The 20,015-nt window shown below is 48.0% G+C and carries 21 protein-coding genes; 19 read left to right on the top strand and 2 right to left on the bottom strand.

Annotated features, from left to right (window positions below):
• Nucleotides 1-14: 14 nt before the first annotated feature.
• From HPY27_RS08515 to HPY27_RS08480, 8 genes are all read left to right on the top strand, one after another.
• Entirely contained in the window at nucleotides 15-872 is an 858-nt protein-coding gene (locus HPY27_RS08515) for an NAD(+)/NADH kinase (protein ID WP_069844630.1), read from the top strand.
• Between the two features lie 5 nt (nucleotides 873-877).
• Nucleotides 878-1,327: a transcriptional regulator AhrC/ArgR gene (gene ahrC, locus HPY27_RS08510; RefSeq protein WP_017248017.1), complete on the top strand. Its 450-nt coding sequence runs from the start codon at nucleotides 878-880 to the stop codon at nucleotides 1,325-1,327.
• A 16-nt stretch (nucleotides 1,328-1,343) separates the two neighbouring features.
• Complete coding sequence (gene recN / locus HPY27_RS08505; protein ID WP_173621555.1) at nucleotides 1,344-3,068, top strand: DNA repair protein RecN; 1,725 nt, start codon at nucleotides 1,344-1,346, stop codon at nucleotides 3,066-3,068.
• A gap of 241 nt (nucleotides 3,069-3,309) precedes the next feature.
• A complete protein-coding gene (gene spoIVB, locus HPY27_RS08500) occupies nucleotides 3,310-4,644 on the top strand; it encodes a SpoIVB peptidase (protein WP_017248019.1) in 1,335 nt (444 codons plus the stop codon).
• A 258-nt stretch (nucleotides 4,645-4,902) separates the two neighbouring features.
• Nucleotides 4,903-5,691: a sporulation transcription factor Spo0A gene (gene spo0A, locus HPY27_RS08495; protein ID WP_007720793.1), complete on the top strand. Its 789-nt coding sequence runs from the start codon at nucleotides 4,903-4,905 to the stop codon at nucleotides 5,689-5,691.
• Nucleotides 5,692-5,890: 199 nt separating this feature from the next.
• The gene (locus tag HPY27_RS08490; protein ID WP_174224772.1) at nucleotides 5,891-6,361 is read left to right on the top strand and encodes a hypothetical protein; all 471 of its coding nucleotides are present in this window, start codon (nucleotides 5,891-5,893) and stop codon (nucleotides 6,359-6,361) included.
• Between the two features lie 114 nt (nucleotides 6,362-6,475).
• Nucleotides 6,476-7,054 carry a beta-class carbonic anhydrase gene (locus HPY27_RS08485; RefSeq protein ID WP_026043031.1) on the top strand — a complete coding sequence of 193 codons (579 nt, stop codon included), beginning with the start codon at nucleotides 6,476-6,478 and terminating at the stop codon, nucleotides 7,052-7,054.
• Nucleotides 7,023-7,904 carry a metallophosphoesterase gene (locus HPY27_RS08480; protein WP_017248023.1) on the top strand — a complete coding sequence of 294 codons (882 nt, stop codon included), beginning with the start codon at nucleotides 7,023-7,025 and terminating at the stop codon, nucleotides 7,902-7,904. The genes HPY27_RS08485 and HPY27_RS08480 overlap by 32 nt, the downstream gene beginning before the upstream one ends.
• Nucleotides 7,905-7,911: 7 nt before the next feature.
• Here the strand turns inward: HPY27_RS08480 and HPY27_RS08475 are convergent, their stop codons facing one another.
• On the bottom strand, nucleotides 7,912-8,778 hold the full coding sequence (locus HPY27_RS08475; RefSeq protein ID WP_017248024.1) for a LysR family transcriptional regulator: 867 nt from the start codon (nucleotides 8,776-8,778) through the stop codon (nucleotides 7,912-7,914).
• A gap of 100 nt (nucleotides 8,779-8,878) precedes the next feature.
• Here HPY27_RS08475 and HPY27_RS08470 point away from each other — a divergent pair, with 100 nt between their 5' ends.
• From HPY27_RS08470 to HPY27_RS08435, 8 genes are all read left to right on the top strand, one after another.
• Entirely contained in the window at nucleotides 8,879-9,688 is an 810-nt protein-coding gene (locus tag HPY27_RS08470) for a class I SAM-dependent methyltransferase (RefSeq protein ID WP_174224771.1), read from the top strand.
• Nucleotides 9,672-10,046 carry a VOC family protein gene (locus HPY27_RS08465; RefSeq protein ID WP_017248026.1) on the top strand — a complete coding sequence of 125 codons (375 nt, stop codon included), beginning with the start codon at nucleotides 9,672-9,674 and terminating at the stop codon, nucleotides 10,044-10,046. Before HPY27_RS08470 ends, HPY27_RS08465 begins: the two co-directional genes overlap by 17 nt.
• A gap of 2 nt (nucleotides 10,047-10,048) precedes the next feature.
• A complete protein-coding gene (locus HPY27_RS08460; protein ID WP_017248027.1) occupies nucleotides 10,049-10,852 on the top strand; it encodes a class I SAM-dependent methyltransferase in 804 nt (267 codons plus the stop codon).
• A gap of 116 nt (nucleotides 10,853-10,968) precedes the next feature.
• Nucleotides 10,969-11,145, top strand: a complete 177-nt coding sequence (locus HPY27_RS08455; RefSeq protein WP_017248028.1) for a DUF2759 family protein — start codon at nucleotides 10,969-10,971, stop codon at nucleotides 11,143-11,145.
• A gap of 110 nt (nucleotides 11,146-11,255) precedes the next feature.
• Nucleotides 11,256-12,422 carry a putative cytokinetic ring protein SteA gene (gene steA, locus HPY27_RS08450; RefSeq protein WP_174224770.1) on the top strand — a complete coding sequence of 389 codons (1,167 nt, stop codon included), beginning with the start codon at nucleotides 11,256-11,258 and terminating at the stop codon, nucleotides 12,420-12,422.
• 25 nt (nucleotides 12,423-12,447) lie between these two features.
• Nucleotides 12,448-13,002 (top strand): copper transporter, encoded by a 555-nt coding sequence (locus HPY27_RS08445; protein WP_017248031.1) that lies wholly within the window; start codon nucleotides 12,448-12,450, stop codon nucleotides 13,000-13,002.
• Complete coding sequence (locus tag HPY27_RS08440; protein ID WP_017248032.1) at nucleotides 12,989-13,681, top strand: glycosyltransferase family 2 protein; 693 nt, start codon at nucleotides 12,989-12,991, stop codon at nucleotides 13,679-13,681. The genes HPY27_RS08445 and HPY27_RS08440 overlap by 14 nt, the downstream gene beginning before the upstream one ends.
• Nucleotides 13,663-14,586, top strand: a complete 924-nt coding sequence (locus HPY27_RS08435) for an MraY family glycosyltransferase (protein ID WP_026043033.1) — start codon at nucleotides 13,663-13,665, stop codon at nucleotides 14,584-14,586. The genes HPY27_RS08440 and HPY27_RS08435 overlap by 19 nt, the downstream gene beginning before the upstream one ends.
• Here HPY27_RS08435 and HPY27_RS08430 read toward each other — a convergent pair.
• Complete coding sequence (locus tag HPY27_RS08430) at nucleotides 14,583-14,843, bottom strand: DUF2627 domain-containing protein (RefSeq protein WP_007720834.1); 261 nt, start codon at nucleotides 14,841-14,843, stop codon at nucleotides 14,583-14,585. The genes HPY27_RS08435 and HPY27_RS08430 overlap by 4 nt on opposite strands.
• 217 nt (nucleotides 14,844-15,060) lie before the next feature.
• Here HPY27_RS08430 and HPY27_RS08425 point away from each other — a divergent pair, with 217 nt between their 5' ends.
• From HPY27_RS08425 to lpdA, 3 genes are all read left to right on the top strand, one after another.
• Nucleotides 15,061-17,130: a sigma-54-dependent Fis family transcriptional regulator gene (locus tag HPY27_RS08425; protein ID WP_017248033.1), complete on the top strand. Its 2,070-nt coding sequence runs from the start codon at nucleotides 15,061-15,063 to the stop codon at nucleotides 17,128-17,130.
• 233 nt (nucleotides 17,131-17,363) lie between these two features.
• Nucleotides 17,364-18,455, top strand: coding sequence for a Glu/Leu/Phe/Val dehydrogenase dimerization domain-containing protein (locus HPY27_RS08420; protein WP_017248034.1), 1,092 nt, complete (start codon nucleotides 17,364-17,366; stop codon nucleotides 18,453-18,455).
• Between the two features lie 138 nt (nucleotides 18,456-18,593).
• Nucleotides 18,594-20,015, top strand: coding sequence for a dihydrolipoyl dehydrogenase (gene lpdA / locus HPY27_RS08415; protein WP_017248035.1), 1,422 nt, complete (start codon nucleotides 18,594-18,596; stop codon nucleotides 20,013-20,015).

The following is a 20,015-nucleotide window of genomic DNA, read 5'->3' as shown; positions in this document are numbered from 1 at the left end:
TTGGGGTGGACCACGTGAAGAAAATTGGAATCATAGCGAACAAAGGAAAACCTGAAGCACGTATCGTTGCACGGGAACTGCTGTATTTACTTGAGGACAGAGGGGCGCACGTATTCCTAGATGAACATGTCGCATCAGATGTAGGGCATCCAGAACTGGGCGCATCTGTAGAAGAGATGGGGAAGCAGGCGGATTTGGTTTGTGTATTAGGGGGCGATGGCACGCTACTTAGAATTGCTCGCCAGCTTGCCGGTCACTCGATCCCAATCTTTGGAATTAATTTAGGCACGTTAGGCTTTTTGTCGGAAGCGGAACCGGAGCATCTGCCTCAGGCTGTAGACAATCTCCTTTCTGGAAAGTACGACATTGAAAAGAGAGCGATGCTGGAAGCTTGTTTGGTGCGAAAAGGAACCACGCTGGGGACATACACGGCCATGAATGATATAGGGATTGCCAAAGGGTCATTTTGCCGAATCATTCAATGTGCGGTCTTTCTGGATGATGAGTACGTCGCGACGTTCAGCGGAGATGGTGTCATTGTCTCTACGCCAACAGGATCAACGGCATACTCACTCTCTGCAGGCGGCCCTATAGTGGCGCCCAATGTGGACATGCTATTACTGACGCCAGTGGCTCCTCATTCCTTGACGGCCCGGCCAATGGTACTGTCAGGCAATCAAACGATCCGGGTCGAAGTAGATGCCATTCATCAAGAGATGGGACTGTCCATAGACGGGCAGTTTGGTTATCGACTCGAGGGCGGCGATCAGATTTACATTAAAAAGTCACCGTGTGTTACCCCGCTGATTAAGTGGAAAAAAGGTGGCTTTTTCGAAGCAATACGAACGAAATTACAAGGGGAATGGGAGTAATCCATATGAACAAAGGGCAACGACATATTCGAATTCGGGATATCATCAGCAATCAAGAGGTGGAAACACAGGATGATCTGGTGGACCGCTTGCGGATTGCTGGCTTTAACGTAACGCAAGCGACTGTATCCCGAGACATCAAGGAACTACACTTGGTAAAAGTGCCGCTCCCTGATGGACGATATAAGTATTCAATGCCTGCTGAACAAAAATTCAATCCACTGCAAAAGCTGAAACGCATGCTTGTGGATTCCTTTATTAGCATTGACCAAGCTGATCATTTTATTGTACTGAAGACACTATCGGGACATGCGAATGCGGTAGCTGAACTGATTGACAACCTTCCGTGGGAAGAAATCATGGGGACAATCAGTGGCGACAACACCATCCTGATTATTTGCCGTTCCAAAGAAAATACCAATGAAGTGACGAAACGCTTAATGGAAATGTTGTAGAAGGTGGTCGCTTGCGATGCTAGTGGAACTCTCGATCCGAAATTTTGCCATCATCAAATCAGTGACAGTCTCTTTCCAAAAAGGCTTAAACATCCTCACAGGTGAGACTGGTGCCGGTAAATCCATCATTATCGATGCGCTAGGACTGTTGTTAGGAGGCCGGGCTTCGGCTGATTTTGTCCGATACGGTGAGCCGCGTGCAGAAGTGGAAGGGCTGTTTGAATTGCCGCCTGGTCACCCTGGACTTGACGTTTGTAAGAATGTCGGTGTCCAGATTGAGCAAGACGGCATGCTCGTAGTACGCCGAGATATATCGAATCAAGGGAAGAGCATCATTCGAATTAATGGCCAGCTCGTAACTCTCGCTATGCTGCGTGAGTTAGGGCCATGGCTGGTTACGGTGCATGGACAACACGATACGCATATGCTAATGCAGTCAGACAAGCATATCAATTGGCTCGATGCATATGGAGAGGGCGCTTTGGGATCTGCGAAGCAAGAGTACGGTACGCTGTATGCTGCCTACCGTAAAACAAAGCAAGATCTGGAGCGTATGGCGCGTAATGATCGGGAGCTGGTACAGCGCATCGATCTATTGCAATATCAGCTGGATGAAATTGAGGCGGCAACTCTCACGCCAGGCGAAGACGAGAAGCTCATGCAGCAACGGAAAAAGTGGATGAACATTGAAAAAGTTTATTCAACGATTCAAGATGCATACCGCGCATTGCATGGTGACCAAAAAGGCATGGATTGGTTAGGGCATGCGATGGGAGAGCTTGAGCGTGGTGTGAACTACGAAGAACAGCTCGTTCCGATTTTGGAGATGGTCCAATCGGCATACTACCAGATAGAAGATGTGGTACATAACCTTCGTCAATTGTCGTACCAAATGGATTTTGAACCGGAGCAGCTGGCAGAAGTAGAACGCCGTCTTGATCAAATCCAGTCGTTAAAACGCAAGTATGGCAAAAGTGTAGACGATATTTTGGAGTACGCTGCCACGATTCAGGATGAATTGGATGACATGCATCACTACGAAGACCGCCTCCAGCAGGTGGAAAAGCAATTACAGGAGTTTGCAGCCGATTTGGCGGTGGAGGCATTGGAGTTGTCGGTTATTCGTTCCGAATGTGCAGGAAAACTCGCACAAGAAATCGAGCAGCAGCTAAAAGAACTGCACATGGAGCGGGCTCGTTTTGCCATCGACGTCAGACAGACGCCGGATGATGACGGGGTAGAAATCGACGGAATCAAGCGCTTCGTAGATGCGAACGGAATGGATCAGATCGAGTTTTTAATCTCACCTAACCCGGGTGAGCCATTGCGTCCCTTGGCGAAGATTGCTTCCGGCGGGGAGCTGTCTCGTGTCATGCTGGCCATCAAAACGATTTTGGCGGGTACGGATCAAGTGGAGACCCTTATTTTTGATGAAGTCGACACGGGTGTAAGCGGAAGAGCCGCTCAAGCGATAGCAGAAAAACTCGCCCGAGTCGCTGGGCAGCGCCAAGTCCTGTGCATTACGCACCTACCCCAGGTCGCATCCATGGCAGACGCGCATTTTCTGATCAAAAAGGAAATGAGCGAGAATGAAACGGAGACGCGGGTGCATCGTTTGTCTGATGATGAACGGGTAACGGAGCTGGCTCGCATGCTAAGCGGGGCAGAGGTAACAGCGAAAACAGAAGAACATGCACGCGAGATGATCCTCCTCGGTCGTGAACGAAAGACTGTCAGCTAATTTTAGTTGGCAGTCTTTTTTTCGTTGATAAGAGTGCAGCAATGCCCTCCCAAGGGCTTGGTGAAGCTTGGTTTTCTAATGTTCAGAGTGGGTTATTTTCCTGACATAATCCGCTTGGCTGGTGGCAACATTAAAGGTACACAAGGTGGAGGTGTCCCTCATGACCGCTTGCGGTCAAACAAAACGGACCTGACCGTTTTGTTTTGTAGGTGTAGGTAGGGAACGGTAGGAGTGATTACTGGTGATCCGACAAAACAAAAGAAAATGGATGGGAAGTCTCCTTCTCCTCATCACGGCGCTTGTCGTGAGTTCCACCCCGTTCCGCGATCTGTCCTCCTTTCCCCGTGAATTGCGTTTGATGGAAGGGTCCCTCGAGCAACTGCGGGTCTCTGTGCCGGTAATGGGCACGCTAATCAATAGCAATCCTGATATTTTGCACGTTAACGGGACAGAGGCGCGTGAGGTATCCGTTGATTTGAGCAGGCCTATGTCCGTTGAACCGCGTAGGGCTGGGGAAGCCCAATTGCAGGTGAAGTGGCATAACATTCCGCTGACTGCTGTAAAAGTAAATGTATTGCCAGATCTGCGGTTGTACCCTGGTGGACAGTCAATCGGGGTGAAGCTGCAAACAGCGGGTGTTTTGGTTGTCGGTCATCATTTAGTTGACAATGGTAAAAACAAGTTTTCTCCAGGTGAACAGGCAGGTATACACGTCGGTGACATGATTATCAAAATGAACGACATGTACATCAATGACATGAACGACGTAAAGAAATTGATTAACGAAACGGGGAAAAAGAATCATTCCGTTCAATTGCTTGTCGTTCGTGGCAAGGAAAAGCTTTCGCTCACTTTGCACCCGGCAAAAGACAAAAAAGACAGTGAATACCGTATGGGTCTCTATATTCGGGATTCAGCGGCAGGAGTAGGGACACTGACCTTTTATGATCCGAATTCCAAAGCGTACGGGGCATTAGGGCACGTCATTTCCGACGTTGATACTGGTCAAGCCATTGTCGTAGGAGATGGCCAGATCGTGCAAGCAAGTGTCACATCGATTGAAAAAGGACAAAGTGGCAACCCAGGGGAGAAATTTGCGCGTTTCTACAATGAAAGTGAAGTTCTCGGAAATATAACCAAAAACACCCCTTTTGGCATTTTCGGCAAAATGAAGGACGAGCCCAAACGCAGCTATTACCAGGAGCCGTTACCAATCGCTCTTGCTGAGCAGGTAGAGGAAGGGCCAGCCAAAATTCTTACTGTCGTGGAAGGCCAAAAGGTCGAAGAGTTCGATATTGAGATCGCAAACGTGGTCAAGCAGCATTTTCCTGCAACCAAAGGGATGATTATTAAAGTCACGGACAAACGCCTTTTGGAAAAGACAGGTGGTATCGTACAGGGGATGAGCGGCAGTCCCATCATTCAAAAAGGCAAGATCGTCGGTGCCGTCACGCACGTGTTTGTCAATGATCCTACTTCGGGATACGGCTGCTACATTGAGTGGATGCTTCAGGATGCTGGTGTGAATGTGCGAGGTACTGCCGAATCTCGAACCCATACAACCAAAGCTGCCTGAATGAAGTGCCGTCACGCGAACGAAGCGAGGCGGCTTTTTCGATTTTTGCAGTCCTTTGACGAATCGCTTGGAAATGAATGGATTCTTTGTCGAAATATCAGTTAAATCATTCAATCTTTCGTCATTGGCAGGAATGGAATTTGCTTTGTCGAATAATTTTTGTAGAGAAAAGATGGTATGGACTAATCCTTTTAGATTTGTTACCCCTAGAACGCCACCTTCTTTCCAAAAGACCGTCCATTGTTAGGAGGAACGACCTTGAGCAAGATTGAAGTGTTGTTGGCAGATGATAACCGTGAATTTGTAAATCTGTTGGAAGAGTACATCAGTAGCCAGTATGACATGAATGTTGTAGGTGTTGCTTACAACGGCAATGAGGTAGTTCGACTGCTGCAGGAACGTGTACCCGATGTATTAATTTTGGATATCATCATGCCACATCTGGATGGCTTGGCTGTTTTGGAGCAAATTCAGGCCATGCGCTTAAGTCCTCAACCTAAAATTATCATGTTGACTGCTTTCGGGCAGGAAGAAATTACGAAGAAAGCAGTAGAGCTGGGAGCAGCATACTACATTTTGAAACCGTTTGATATGGAGGTGCTGGCACAGCGCATCCGTCAAATCATTACAACCAAACCTGCCTCTTCTTTTGTTTCTTCTGTGAAACCACAAGCTACCTTACAAATCCGCGGACGCAATTTGGACGCGAGCATCACCAGCATCATTCATGAGATTGGAGTTCCTGCTCATATCAAAGGTTATTTGTATTTGCGGGAAGCGATTACAATGGTATACAACGATGTCGAGCTGCTCGGTTCGATTACCAAAGTCCTGTACCCGGACATTGCCAAGAAATTCAATACAACCGCTAGTCGCGTAGAACGTGCGATCCGCCATGCGATAGAAGTAGCGTGGTCCCGTGGTAATTTGGACTCTATTTCCAGCTTGTTTGGTTATACGATTTCCAACACCAAGGCGAAGCCGACCAACAGTGAGTTCATTGCCATGGTTGCGGACAAGCTGCGGATTGAGGCGAAGATTAGCTAGGGTGTAGTCGTAGCAAAAAGTAATGGATAAGAAAATAACCAATACAAAGGACACTAGCTATTGTTAGTGTCTTTTTGTATGGATAACAATCGCTCACAATGCTTGTGCAAAACTTTTCCAAATATTAACATGATGAAAAAACTAATGAACGTAGATGTCGCACTTCGATATTTCTACTCTTTCCGGAGGAATGGAAGCAATGTGCTTAGAATTAATCGTTATGATAAAAGAAACGCCAGGATTTGAACCAAAGCCACTACTCTCTCCTTATGTTTTGACAGGCAAACTGTCACGGGAAAAAAGCCCTGATTTATTCAAGTATTTTCCGCAAAAACAGGCATGGCTGGTGACAACCGAAGAGGGTTGCGCTTGCAGTTTTAGCATTTCCAAGCATCCAGATAAAGTAAAACTCGGGATGTACCCAGAAGAGGAGAGACCTCGTCAATATCAAAGATACGTAGAGGACTATCAAAAAAGCATGGCCAGAATGATGCATCTACGTGCTTGGTGCGAGGAGCTACTTGATCACGACAAGACGCAGGTTGAACTGTATGGTCTATGGATAGGTGAGAAATTCACGAAAAGAGAACCAATTTACTCGACGATTGAGAACCTCTTTTCACCAAAAAAATTTCGTTTAGACGAGCAACATTACATCCTGAAAAAATGAACCACTTGATAAGAAACTGCCACAGTCACTTGCGAGATTTTGATTCTCCTATGTAAAATAGAAAAGCATACGATACAAATACATACTACAAAGAGCGAGGCAGGTGCTGTGAAAGTGCGTAATTTAGATGAAATTCTCGCATTTAACCGTGAATTTGTGGCGAACCAAGAATATGAAAAGTACCAAACCACCAAGTTTCCTGATAAACGATTGGTCGTGCTATCTTGTATGGATACCCGTTTGGTTGAACTGCTGCCGAAAGCCATGAACATGCGCAATGGAGATATCAAGCACGTAAAAAGCGCCGGGGCAATCGTGTCCCATCCTTTTGGGAGTATCATGCGTAGTATTCTGATTGCGATCTACGAATTGAATGCCGAAGAAGTCATGGTCGTCGGGCATTATGACTGCGGGATGAGTGCAATAGATAGCAAACGCACGATGGAGAAGATGCTGGAGCGAGGAGTCTCGGCTCAAACGTTTTCCACGCTTCAACATGCAGGGATTAACTTACATAAATGGTTGCATGGATTCGATCGTGTAGAAGAAAGTGTGAAAAATAGCGTAGAAACGATTAAAAATCACCCACTCCTCCCACCTAATGTGGAGGTGCATGGCTTACTCATTGACCCGGTGACGGGAAGATTGGACGTTGTCGTGAATGGGTATGGGCGAACGAAAGACAGTGAATGATCCTAACCTTGCCCCCATTTCAAGAAAAACATTTCTCCACAAGGTTACGAAATGGGTAGGTGGATTGATTGGTCTCGGTGTAGCGATTGGCGTGTACGGTCATGTATGGGAACGGAAAGCGCTTGATATCGTGCGATTGTCCATCACGATACCGGGATTGCCAGAAAGCTTTAAGGGGACAAAGCTCATTCAATTCAGTGATGTCCATCTCGGCCATTATTTTGAACCGAAAGAGTTGGAGTCGATTATTGCCTTGATTCAGAGCGAAAAACCGGATTTGATTTGTTTCACAGGGGATATCGTAGATGAAGTGACGCGACCGCTATTCGCCGCTGTTCCCCTTTTCAATCAGCTCCTAGCCCCATTAGGCAAATTCGCCGTTTTAGGCAACCACGATTATCGAGCTGGTGAACAACAAAAAGTTCGAGATGGCTTAGTCGCGTCTGGATTCGAAGTGTTGGATAATCGGCACGTTGTCGTGCAAAAAGATGGCCAGCAGTTATACATGGCGGGGGTCGATGATGTTTTCTATGGCGTACCTGATCTTCCGCGGGCGTTGGAAAATATCCCGCCGGAGGGCAGCGTGATCTTGTTGGTGCACGAGCCTGATTTTGCTGATATTGCGTCAGAGCATCCCGTGCATCTCCAACTGTCCGGCCACAGCCATGGCGGACAAGTGCGCTTGCCCTTCATTGGTCATCTCTTGGCGCCGCAATACGGGCGTAAATATGTACAAGGACTGTATCAGGTAGGTGGCATGGCTGTGTACACCAACAGAGGATTGGGTACGACGATCTTGCCTGTTCGTTTATTTTGCCGCCCGGAGCTTACGGTACTAACACTACAGTAAACTTTTGTTAATAATGTTCCTTGATCCATTGGACGAATTGCTGGAAAGCATCGTCCTCTTTTTTTGGATGCAGGTAGGCGATGAGCGTGGGGCGTACTAATTCGCCGTTTGCGATATCGTAGGCGACCAATCTTCCGGTCGCTAGCTCTTGTTGTATGGTTCTTTCCGGAAGGATCGTGATCCCTAGCTGACGTTCGACCATTTTTTTAACAGCATTGAAGCTGTCCAATTCCATAATAATATTCGGAAAAACTCCCTGCTGCGCCAGATAGCGGTCAATCCGTTGGCGATAAGGAGCAGTGTGATTCCCGAACACAATCATTTCCTCGGTTCCCCATGCCTGAAAACCAGGAAACCCGTTTGCCCAAGGATGACTTGGTGCCATGACGAGCAGGAGGCGATCGCTGGGAAGGAATTCTTGATGGATATGTGGGTGATACATTTCACTCCCGAGAAAGGCAATATCGGCCGTTCCGGTTAGCAGAGCGCTGAGTGACTCCTCGTACAACGTAGAGCGGACGTAGCAGGTAAAGCCCGGATGAGCAATCCGGTACTCCCCGATCAGCCTCGGCAGTTCATAGGCGACAAAAGCTTTTCCTGCGACGATGTTCATCGATTGGCGCTGTTCTTTCTCTTGGATAAAGGAGCGCATTTGCTCCACGATATTTGTAGCCACTGGTAGTAACCGACGTCCTTCGCCTGTAAGACTCACTCCTGAGGCAGTACGAACAAAAAGCGCACTTCCAACCTGGCGCTCTAACTGCTTCAATCGGTGCGTCAATGTTGATTGCGCCAAAAATAATGCCTGTGCAGCGCGATTAATCGATCCATGACGAGCAATCGTCAAAAATACCTCAAGACTTTCTCGATCCATTGTGAGTTGCCTCCTATTCAAATTCTTGATAACTAGTTATCTGTATTCTATAACAAAGATGACAAACATTGGAATATGATGTAGGCAGGAGGTGTTCCCGATGAAGAATGAGGAGATCAAACAAGCTGTACAAGCGCAATTTGGAAAAAATGCCGAGCAATACGTGCAAAGCAAGACGCATGCAAAGGGTAGCGACCTGGAACTGATGGTGGAGTGGATGCAGCCAGCAGAGAAGTGGCGGGCACTGGATATCGCCACAGGAGGTGGGCACGTAGCGAGGACATTGGCTCCACATGTGAGCTTGGTCGTCGCCACGGATTTGACTCGCCCGATGCTCATGGCGGCGGCTGCGGCCAATGATACAGCACTTGTTCATAATGTGATGTATGTTCAGGCTGATGCAGAATCTCTTCCGTTTCTCGATGAATCATTTGAGATCGTCACATGCCGAATCGCGGCTCATCATTTTCCGGATCCGGCGGCTTTTGTTCGTGAGGTGAGTCGCGTGCTGTCCCCTGGTGGGTTGTTTCTCTTCATCGACAATGTTTCGCCTGAGGAGTCGTCACTCTCGGCATTCATAAATGAAGTAGAGAAAACACGCGATCCCAGTCATGTTCGCTGTCTTTCTGTAAGTGAATGGCGCGCTTTGTTTGAAGCGAACGGCTTGAATCCACAAAAGCAGCAGGAACGCAAAAAAAGGTTTGAGTTTTTACCATGGGTTCAGCGTACTTCCGAATCAGTTGAGCAGGAGGCGGACGTCGAAAAACTGCTGCTAAACGCTACAGACGAACAAAAGGAATATCTCGGGCTTACCACAAAGGAAGGCAAAGTAATGAACCATCAGATTGACGAATGGATGGTTCTGTGTAAAAAAAGAGGAGGAAATGAAGACGATGACAACAAAGCATGAATGGATTGGGCTCGATCATGTACAATTAGCAGCACCAGGAGGAACGGAGGACGTAGCCCGCAAGTTTTTCGGTGAGCTTTTGGGAATGCCGGAGGTTCCAAAGCCAGAGAAGCTTCTCGTACGAGGTGGTGTATGGTTTCAATGTGGCGCTCAAATGATTCATATTGGCGTAGAGGAAGGATTCATTCCCGCGAAAAAAGCACATCCGGCGTTCCTTGTGCAAAACATTGGTTCGCTGATGGAGCATCTGCAAGCAAATGGGGTATCGTTTCGGATTGACGAAGAAATTCCTCACCTTATCCGCTTTTTCACAGAGGACCCATTTGGAAACCGACTGGAGTTCATGGAGGCGAAATAGGAATGACCATTGATTTTCATGCAGAGAAAAACCAGTTGAGCTATACGGGAAGAACCGCTGACGATTCGTGGAGTCAGACGATCCTGTCACTCGTCAATCCTGTGGGAAAAAACGTCGTAGACATCGGTTGTGGTGGTGGAATTTACAGCAAGGCTTGGTCTAGGTTAGGAGCTGCTTCTGTCACAGGGATTGACTTTTCCCAGGTGATGGTAGATGCGGCGAGAGAGCAATGCGCTGACGATCCGAAGATTTCGTTTGCACAGGGCGATGCCCGCGCAACAGGCTTACCGAGTCAGTGTGCGGATATTGTATTCGCTCGCGCCTTGATCCATCATTTCCCGGAGCAAGACTTGCAGAAGTTTTTTAAGGAAGTCATTAGGCTCTTGGCACCGGGGGGAATTTGCTTCATACAAGACAGGACGATAGACGATGTCAAAATGCCAGCATCGCCAACTCATTTTCGCGGTTATTTTTTTACCCGGTACCCGCGCTTACTCACGATCGAACAGAGACGAAGACCGGATGATACAGCGGTGCAGAACACCATGAAACTCGCGGGGCTTAAACAGGTGAACAAGACAACACTATGGGAGACAAGGCGTGAATACGATAGCTGGTCTGAATTGGAAGCTGACTTGCTTTCAAGAAAAGGCCGCTCCATTCTGCATGAATTGACCGATGCGGAACTGAAGGACCTCATTCACACCATCCATGATCACGTAGCCGGGCAAGAAAAATGGAATGAGCAAGATTGCTGGAGTATATGGATAGGCAACGCAACATGTGGCACAATAAAAGGGGAATAATTGTGAAACTTTTTGTTCACAAATTTGGATATGCTTGTCTCATAATACGTGAAGCTATATAATGGAATTGCCATTGTATTCCGGTTTGCGTCATCATGGTGAAGGAGTTGTCGTTTATGAAACTAGTTTTATTTGACATCCTGATGTTTATCTTCACATTCTTTATTGCTTGGGGCTGTTTGAGTTCCATCAAAGCGAAAAACACATTTGCAATCTTATTTGGCTTTGTATCTTTGATGGTTTTCCTGTTCGCAGATGGTTTGATCATTTACTACCTGGTCAAGGGTGCGTAGATGAAACTGAAAACGCTTCGCTTAAAAGAGGTTGTGCATTTGATGCACGGCTTCTTTTTTTTGCATGTAGGAAGGAAATATTTAGCATACTATAGGCGGAGGTGGAAAACGTGGGCAAACGAAAAAGTTCTGTAGCACATTCATACACGGCTGTCGTAGCAGCTGATCTGAAGACGAAGCAGTTGTGCAAACGTCTCCACTCCCATCATATCGCCATCATTGATCATCCGGATGTTGATGAGATAGCAGCACAGTCCTTGCTGGAAAGAGGGGTAAAAGTTGTCCTCAACCTTTCACCATTCATGACGGGGCAATACCCGGCTGAAGGAGCTCGTCAACTTTTAACAAACGGTGTCACACTCTATGAGGTACTGGATGGAGATGTGTCGGATTCGTTCGTGGAATGGGTCGAGGGCAAGTATGCAACGATACGTGAAGAAAATCTGTACATCCTATTGGAAGAGAAGTGGGTCCATGTATGTAGGCTGCAGCAGGTGACGGTTCCAGCTATTTTGAACCGATGGCATGAAGCGCACGACAAGTTGGATGACACGCTCTCATCGTTTATTGACAATACACTTTTGTACGCCAGCAAGGAAAAAGACCTATTTTTGAAACCACTTTGCCATGTGCGATTACATACAAAAATGGAACAGCGACACGTCGTTGCCGTCGTTCGCGGGAAACATTACAGAGAGGATTTACTGACGCTGTCTTCCTACATTCGCGAATATCGACCTGTTTTGATTGGTGTCGATGGCGGTGCAGATGCCCTCATGGAAGCAGGGTATCGTCCAGACCTGATAGTGGGAGATATGGACAGCGTCTCGGACAGAGCGCTCCAAAGCGGAGCGGAGATCGTCGTACATGCTTTTGTGGATGGGACAGCACCTGGAACGATTCGCGTAAAAGCACTCGGTTTGCCTTTTCATGTGTTGCCAGCGCCTGGTACGAGCGAAGATGTGGCGATGCTGTTAGCGTACGAAAACGAGGCTGAACTGATCGTTACGATCGGTGCCCATACCAATATGATTGATTTTCTGGAAAAAGGCCGCAAAGGTATGGCGAGCACGTTATTGGTACGCACGAAGATCGGGACAAAGCTAATTGATGCCAAAGGAGTCAGTCATCTCTATCGGCCGAGCGAGTCATGGAAGCTGTGGGGGTGGTGTATAGTCGCTATGCTTCTCCCTGTTTCAGCCGCGCTCGTCATTAATCCGATCACCCGTCATGCTGTCCAGATGATTTGGACCCAGTGGCGGACTTGGACTTTATGAACAACGCATTTTCATGGAGGTATACATGATACCCTTCCGCTATCATTTGATTTCACTGGCTGCCATATTTGTCGCGCTTGGGGTAGGTATCTTGTTAGGAGGGATGGCAGGCCATTCATGGATAACGCAAGGAACAAATGGCATTCTTTCCAATATGGAAGCAAAGTACGATCGCGCTCTCAAAAGCAACCATGAATTAAGGCAGCAAATGAATCGATTGCTCAAGGAAGTTGCACACAGCAACCAAGAAGTCGTCCAACTCATGAGCATACGCTATGTGGATGAACTGGCAGGAAGCAAGGTGTATGTTTGGCAGGAGGATGGCAACGTTGCTGAACAGATTAAGCAACTGATGCATTCGGTAGGAATGGAAGTGGTTTCGTATCGCGAGGGAAACAAGTGGGAAGATGGGGTGCTTTTGGTGGTAGCAAGGCAAGCCCCGCTTTGGCTACGGGAAAAACAGGCGAATTCCTGGATTCAGGTCGTAGAAGTGCCTGACTCTCCTGCAAAACAATGGGCACTTTTGGAGCAAGTGCAAAATAGATTGGCTGAGAGGAAGGGCTCGCGTGAAAAAAGTTAGCGTCGTCATCCCTGCGTTCAACGAACAGGCTTCTATCGGTGATACACTCCGTGCCATCCGTGAACGCTTTTTTTGTGATGAACTGATCGTCGTTGATGATGGTAGTAAAGATGAGACGGCACACATCGCAAGCAAGTGGGCGGATATGGTGATTCGAGCGCCGCGCAATCAAGGGAAAGGTGCAGCTGTTCAACTGGGCTGGAAGTGCGCCAGTGGGGATGTGGTCATGCTTCTCGACGGTGATTTGCGAGACAGCGCAGCAGAAGCTGCACATTTAGTTACGCCGGTGCTACAAGATGTCTGTGATATGGCGGTAGCTGTTCTTCCACCTCCGCAAGTGAAAGCAGGGCTCGGATTAGCAAAAGGCTTGGCCCATCATGGCATTCGGATGTTGACAGGCTTTGAAGCAAAAGCCCCTTTATCGGGACAACGGGCAATACGTCGCGAGCTTCTTAACCGATTGGGGAGCCAGGATAAAGGATTCGGCATAGAGGTGGGGCTCACTGTCGATGCTTTGCGGGCAGGGTATCGTGTAGCAGAGGTGCCTGTCTTTTTTTCGCACCGTGAAACGAAAAACGATTGGGCAGGCTTCTGTCATCGAGGGAAAGAGTTTGTCGCGATTAGTCGAACGCTATGCTGGAAATGGTGGGAGGGGCATGAGTGGAAACGAAAAACATGATGCTTATGATGCTTGTCGCGGTCGTTTTTCCGCTGGTGCTTGACCGCCCGCTGCATAAAATCGGTACACAAAAGCTCAATGCCATGGGGATGAATCGATTCAATTACGATAGAGAGCCAGTACTGACAGCAGGGGGTCTTATCCTCGTATGTTCGAGCGCTATAACGGGGATCGTGCTGATCGGATTCCTTTTGCTCAGAGGGGCCAAAAGCGAGCTTCTCCTGCACGGCTTTTTATTTCTAACAGGTATGATCACAATGGCCTTTTGGGGGTGGCGTGACGATCGCGCATCAGATCGGGATGCAAAAGGCTTTCGTGGACATTTCGGCGTGTTATGGAGAGAGAGGCGAATGACCAGTGGCATGTGGAAGCTGATAGGTGGTACAAGCACGGCTTTTTGTCTTTCCTTCTCTCTTTCGAACTCGTTGTGGGCAGGTATTGTTTCCTTTGGTTTACTTGCTCTCTCCCCCAACATCATTAACTTGTTTGATTTGCGGCCTGCAAGGGCGATCAAAGTGTTTTGGGGCCTGACAGCAATTGCAGGGGCCTTTGGCATTTGGACAATAGGAGCCGGTACGGCGATGGCAAACTGGATTTTTTTGATGCCTATCTTCGTGGCGAGTATGCTCATGTTTCCTCATGACGCTGGCGGCAAAATCATGCTCGGAGATACAGGGGCGAATGCCTTGGGCTTTGCAGTAGGCTTTTCCTTGGTCATCGGGACACCGATTTATGTACAGGCGAGTATGCTCGTGCTTTTCTTGTGTCTTCAGGTTACGGCAGAATTTTGCTCGTTTTCCCGTGTGATTGAACAGGTTGGTTGGCTCCGACGACTCGATCAATGGGGGAGAGCTGCAGAAGCTGAAAATAAAAAAAACCAGACTGGCACGTCCGGTTTGGTCTAGTCCTCGTCATCAGGTTCAGGAACCATGAAACGGGGCTGTACGCGATTTTTTTTGCGCTCGTGATGGAGAATAAATCCGGCAATAAACCATACAGGGATGGCGAAAGCCAGTATCCCTAGAATGAGTTTTCCCCATAAAAATCCAACATCAGGAGAGGCAGAATAGAAGAATGCGTCACGAATTAATTTGATTCCGTACATGGCGATTGCCGCCGGGATTACCATAATTAAGAGTGCAATGATTTTCTGAAAAACCAAGGGTTTTTCACCCCTTTCTCAAATGCGTAAACGACTTCACCAACTACAATAAGGTCTTTTCATCATATCGGATGCGAACAGCCTTGTCCACCGTACCTGTTGCACACGAACGAGCGCACGTTAGGGAAGAACGCCTGTCCATCAACGATTTGTTGGAGTACAATGGTAACGAGTAAGATCGTAAAGAGGTTGTTCAAAAAAGTGAGGGGTCTCTCGCATGCACAAGCTGCTCATCGTTGGTGCGGGACGTGGTGGTACAGCACTCCTGCGGATGCTAAACCAGATGGACCGATTACAAGTCGTGGCTGTGGTCGATCAACGGCCGGACGCTCCAGGCATACTGTTGGCCCAATCTTTGGGGATTCCCGCCGATCAAGATTATCGGCCTTATTTGGATGAGGATCTGGATGTCATTTTAGAAGCTACAGGGGACTTGGGGGAGTATGAGCATCTCAGGCAGTTAAAGAAAGATAAGACGGTGCTCATCCCGGGAACGTTTACGAGAATCGTCATGAAATTGATTCGGGAACGCGATAAGCTGATTGCAGTCTTGATGCAAAATCAGCGGGAGCGCGAAACGATGCTGAACTCCACTCATGACGCGATTATCGGGGTCAATCGCCAAGGAATTATTACGTTGTTCAACAAAGCTGCAGAGCGATTGATGGGCATCGAGGCGAGTGAAGTGCTGGATACAAAAGTCTCGGAGCGTATACCGAACACTCGGTTACATATTGTATTAAAGACAGGCTCTCCCGAATTGAATCAGGAGCAGGTCTTGCCGAATCAGACGCGGATTATTACAAACCGCGTGCCCGTTCGCAATGATCGAGGAGAAGTTGTCGGAGCCGTTGCCATTTTCCGTGATATTACAGAAATCATGGCGTTGGCAGAAGAAGTGACGAACTTGAAAGATTTGCAGAGCATGCTACAAGCGATTATTCAATCATCGGACGAAGCAATATCAGTCGTTGATCAATTCGGGAATGGACTTTTGATTAACAAGGCCTACACAAGGCTTACGGGCTTTTCGCAAGACGACATCATCGGGAAACCAGCGACGGTAGACATTTCCGAAGGCGATAGCATGCACATGCAAGTCCTGAAAACGAAGAAGGCAGTGAGAGGCGTCCCTATGAAATTAGGACCTAAGCGCAAGGACGTCGTGGTCAATGTTGCACCGGTTGTGGTCGATGGGGAGCTGAAAGGCAGCGTTGGCGTCATTCACGATGTCTCCGAATTCAAGCGCCTGACAGAAGAGCTGGAGAGAGCTCGTCGTATCATCCGCAATTTGGAGGCAAAATATAGCTTTGCAGACATCATCGGCTATAGCGAGCCTATGCAGCAAGCGATCGAGCAAGCCAAAAAAGCGGCGTCAACTCCAGCAACTGTCCTTCTTCGTGGGGAATCGGGAACGGGGAAAGAACTATTTGCCCACGCCATACATAATGAAAGTGAACGAAAATACAACCAATTCATCCGTGTCAATTGTGCAGCTATCTCAGAGAGCCTGCTGGAGAGTGAGCTTTTCGGTTATGAGGAAGGCGCGTTTACAGGCGCGCGTCGAGGAGGAAAGCGGGGGCTGTTTGAGGAAGCGAGCGGTGGAACGATCTTTTTGGACGAGATCGGCGAGCTGTCCATGAGCATGCAGGTCATGCTTTTGCGCGTCCTGCAGGAGCGAGAGGTTGTACGAGTGGGTGGAACGAAACCGATCAACATCGATGTTCGCGTCATTGCGGCTACCCATGTGAATCTGGAGGCGGCGATTGGAGCGGGACGTTTCCGTGAAGATCTGTATTATCGTCTCCACGTCGTGCCGATTCATATCCCTTCACTCAGACAGCGCTTGGAAGATATTAAACCGATTGCTATGCACCTGCTACGAAAAGCCAATCTGGAGTACGGAAGAAATGTAGAAGAACTGCATGAAGAAACATGGCAGATGCTTCTGTCCTATCACTGGCCAGGCAATGTACGCGAGCTAGAGAATGTACTGGGCAGGGCGATGATTCATATGCGGATCAACGAGCGAATCATTTTGCCGGAGCATTTACCCCCACTGGAAAGAAGAATTGTTTCGACCAAAAAGGAAGAGGCCCAGCATGAGGGTTCCACGGGTACCACGTTAAAAGAAGCTGTGGAAAAGGCAGAGCGTCAGCACATATTGCGGGAACTGGCAGCAGCCAAAGGCAATCGCACCCTTGCAGCCAAACGCCTCGGAATCGCGATTCGCAGTTTGTACTACAAGATGGAAAAATTGGGCATCATGGATGTGCAGGAAGAGTAACGAAGCAGCTGTGCAAAATATTGCACGCAAATATTTGCGCGTATATGCAAAAAAATGCAGACTTGACGTCAGGATACTCATTCCACGTTCTTGTAAATAAAGCGCTTTCATAAGTTTGATTTTATTGGCATGACTTTTGCATATACCTTTTGACGGGAAATTCTCCAAATGGAGCCCACTGTTACGCTAGCTTACCTAAGCGGAAAACGAAAGATACTAGGGAGGTTTCTTCAGTGAACATCTTTGACTACATGCAAAAGTACGATTACGAGCAATTGGTATTTTGCCAAGACGAAAATTCCGGTTTGAAAGCAATCATTTGCATTCATGATACGACATTAGGACCAGCACTCGGCGGTACGCGCATGTGGCCGTATAAAACAGAAGAAGAGGCGATTGTGGACGTACTGCGTCTCGGTCGTGGGATGACTTACAAAAACGCAGCAGCAGGACTGAACATCGGTGGTGGTAAAGCAGTCATCATCGGTGATCCGCGTGAGCACAAGAGCGAAGAGCTGTTCCGTGCTTTCGGTCGCTATATTCAAGGGCTGAATGGCCGTTACATCACAGCTGAGGATGTAGGAACAACGGTAGCAGACATGGATATGATCCACTTGGAAACAGATTTCGTCACAGGCGTTTCTCCAGCATTCGGTTCCAGTGGCAACCCATCCCCAGTAACAGCTTATGGTGTTTACCGTGGAATGAAAGCTGCTGCTAAATTGGCTTACGGTTCTGACTCTCTCTCCGGACGTGTGATTGCCGTACAAGGTGTAGGAAACGTAGCGTACAATCTGTGCCGCCACCTGCATGAAGAAGGCGCGCATTTGATCGTAACGGACATCAATCAAGAAAACGTAGATCGCGCAGTGAACGATTTCGGTGCCAAAGCGGTAGGCGTAAACGAGATCTTTGGTGTAGAGTGCGATATCTTCTCTCCTTGCGCATTGGGTGCAATCATCAACGATGACACCATTCCACTCTTCAAAGCAAAAGTGATCGCTGGGGCAGCTAACAACCAGTTGAAAGAAGAGAGACACGGCGACCAAATTCACGAAATGGGTCTGATCTACGCACCTGACTACGTGATCAATGCTGGTGGTGTAATCAATGTGGCAGATGAGCTGCAAGGCTACAACCGCGAGCGTGCACTGAAAAAAGTAGAAACGATTTATGACAGCATCCTGAAAATTTATGAAATCGCTGAACGTGATGGCATGGCTTCCTACAAAGCTGCTGATCGCATGGCGGAAGAGCGCATTGCAAGTGTTGCAAGATCACGTAATACTTTCCTGCAAAACGGCAAGACTGTTTACAAGCGCTAATCTCGTTTCTTCTATAAAGTTCAAACTCCTGTCCGCTCTTCTATGGAGGGCGGTCAGGAATACATAAACCGTTTTCTTTGAATATTCATATTCTCGTAAATACGCAGGTTAGCTTTCCGAATGAAAGGAGAGATCGTGGTGTCTCAAGAGTTTGATTTAGTCGTCCTCGGGGGAGGTACCGGCGGTTATGTAGCGGCAATCCGCGCTTCCCAATTGGGAATGAAGGTAGCAATCGTGGAAAAAGAAAAGCTCGGTGGTACTTGCTTGCACCGTGGTTGCATCCCATCAAAAGCGCTATTGCGCAGTGCAGAAGTATTCTCCACCCTGAAGGAAGCTGACAAATACGGAGTCTCGGCAGGTACTGTAGGCTATGACTTCACAAAAATACAAGAGCGAAAGCAAGGCATTATCGACCAACTTCACAAAGGGATTCAGTACTTGATGAAAAAAGGCAGTATTACTGTCTTCGAAGGCTTTGGAAGAGTTATGGGGCCTTCCATTTTTTCTCCGCAGGCAGGTGCTGTGCGCATTGAAAAGGAGAACGGGGACCAAGAAATGATCGTTCCACGATTCCTTTTGCTGGCAACAGGTTCTCGTCCACGCACACTTCCCGGTTTGGTCATTGACGGTTCATATGTGGTAACAAGCGATGAAGCGTTGCAGTGGGAGCAATTGCCTGCTTCTGTTGTCATCGTTGGTGGCGGTGTCATCGGGATTGAGTGGGCTTCCATGCTCAATGATTTCGGTGTGGAAGTAACTGTTGTGGAGTACGCCGACCGTATTTTGCCGTTTGAGGATGAAGAAGTGAGCAAGGAATTGGCTCGTCTGTTGAAAAAGCGGAAAGTCAACATCGTGACGGGAGCAAAGGTGCTGCCTGAATCGTTGGAAAAAGGGGAAGGCAAAGTCTCTATTCAGGCGGAAGTCAAGGATGGAGTCCAAACCTTTGAAGCCGAAAAGGTACTCGTATCTGTAGGACGCCAAGCGAATGTAGAAAACATCGGTTTGGAAGCAACAGAAATCAAAGTCGAGCGTGGCGTAGTCGTGGTTAATGAATTTTTCCAGACCGCAGAGCCTCATATTTATGCGATTGGTGACATGATTGGCGGTCTGCAATTGGCACATGTTGCTTCGCATGAAGGAATACTCGCGGTAGAGCACATGGCTGGACAAAACCCGCACCCAATGGATTACACCAAGGTTCCGAAATGTACGTATAGCAGACCTGAAGTCGCAAATGTCGGACTCACTGAAAAAGAAGCAAAAGAGCAAGGCTACGATGTGAAGATCGGCAAATTCAGCTTTAAGCCGTTGGGCAAAGCTCTGATCCACGGTGAGAATGACGGCTTTGTGAAGTTGGTCGTTGATGCCAAGACCAATGATTTGTTAGGGGTTCACATGATCGGTACACATGTGACAGATATGATTTCCGAAGCGGGCTTGGCCCGTGTACTGGATGCGACTCCGTGGGAGATCGGACAGACGATTCACCCGCATCCATCTTTATCAGAAGCAATCATGGAGGCAGCGCAGGCTGTCGACGGAAAAGCGATACACAATTAG

It is taken from the genome of Brevibacillus sp. HB1.1 (assembly GCF_013332445.1).
Lineage (GTDB): Bacteria > Bacillota > Bacilli > Brevibacillales > Brevibacillaceae > Brevibacillus > Brevibacillus porteri.
The sequence above is the reverse complement of the archived record's forward strand: the minus strand, read 5'-3'. Positions and strand labels throughout refer to the sequence as shown.

What these genes read in the sequence shown, in the direction of transcription:
- HPY27_RS08480 (WP_017248023.1), top strand. Translation starts at nt 7,023, where the DNA reads ATGGGTATGGGCGAACGAAAGACAGTGAATGATCCTAACCTTGCCCCC.
- HPY27_RS08460 (WP_017248027.1), top strand. Translation starts at nt 10,049, where the DNA reads ATGACCATTGATTTTCATGCAGAGAAAAACCAGTTGAGCTATACGGGA.
- HPY27_RS08470 (WP_174224771.1), top strand. Translation starts at nt 8,879, where the DNA reads ATGAAGAATGAGGAGATCAAACAAGCTGTACAAGCGCAATTTGGAAAA.
- ahrC (WP_017248017.1), top strand. Translation starts at nt 878, where the DNA reads ATGAACAAAGGGCAACGACATATTCGAATTCGGGATATCATCAGCAAT.
- HPY27_RS08465 (WP_017248026.1), top strand. Translation starts at nt 9,672, where the DNA reads ATGACAACAAAGCATGAATGGATTGGGCTCGATCATGTACAATTAGCA.
- HPY27_RS08455 (WP_017248028.1), top strand. Translation starts at nt 10,969, where the DNA reads ATGAAACTAGTTTTATTTGACATCCTGATGTTTATCTTCACATTCTTT.
- HPY27_RS08425 (WP_017248033.1), top strand. Translation starts at nt 15,061, where the DNA reads ATGCACAAGCTGCTCATCGTTGGTGCGGGACGTGGTGGTACAGCACTC.
- HPY27_RS08490 (WP_174224772.1), top strand. Translation starts at nt 5,891, where the DNA reads ATGTGCTTAGAATTAATCGTTATGATAAAAGAAACGCCAGGATTTGAA.
- HPY27_RS08445 (WP_017248031.1), top strand. Translation starts at nt 12,448, where the DNA reads ATGATACCCTTCCGCTATCATTTGATTTCACTGGCTGCCATATTTGTC.
- HPY27_RS08475 (WP_017248024.1), bottom strand. Translation starts at nt 8,778, where the DNA reads ATGGATCGAGAAAGTCTTGAGGTATTTTTGACGATTGCTCGTCATGGA.
- recN (WP_173621555.1), top strand. Translation starts at nt 1,344, where the DNA reads ATGCTAGTGGAACTCTCGATCCGAAATTTTGCCATCATCAAATCAGTG.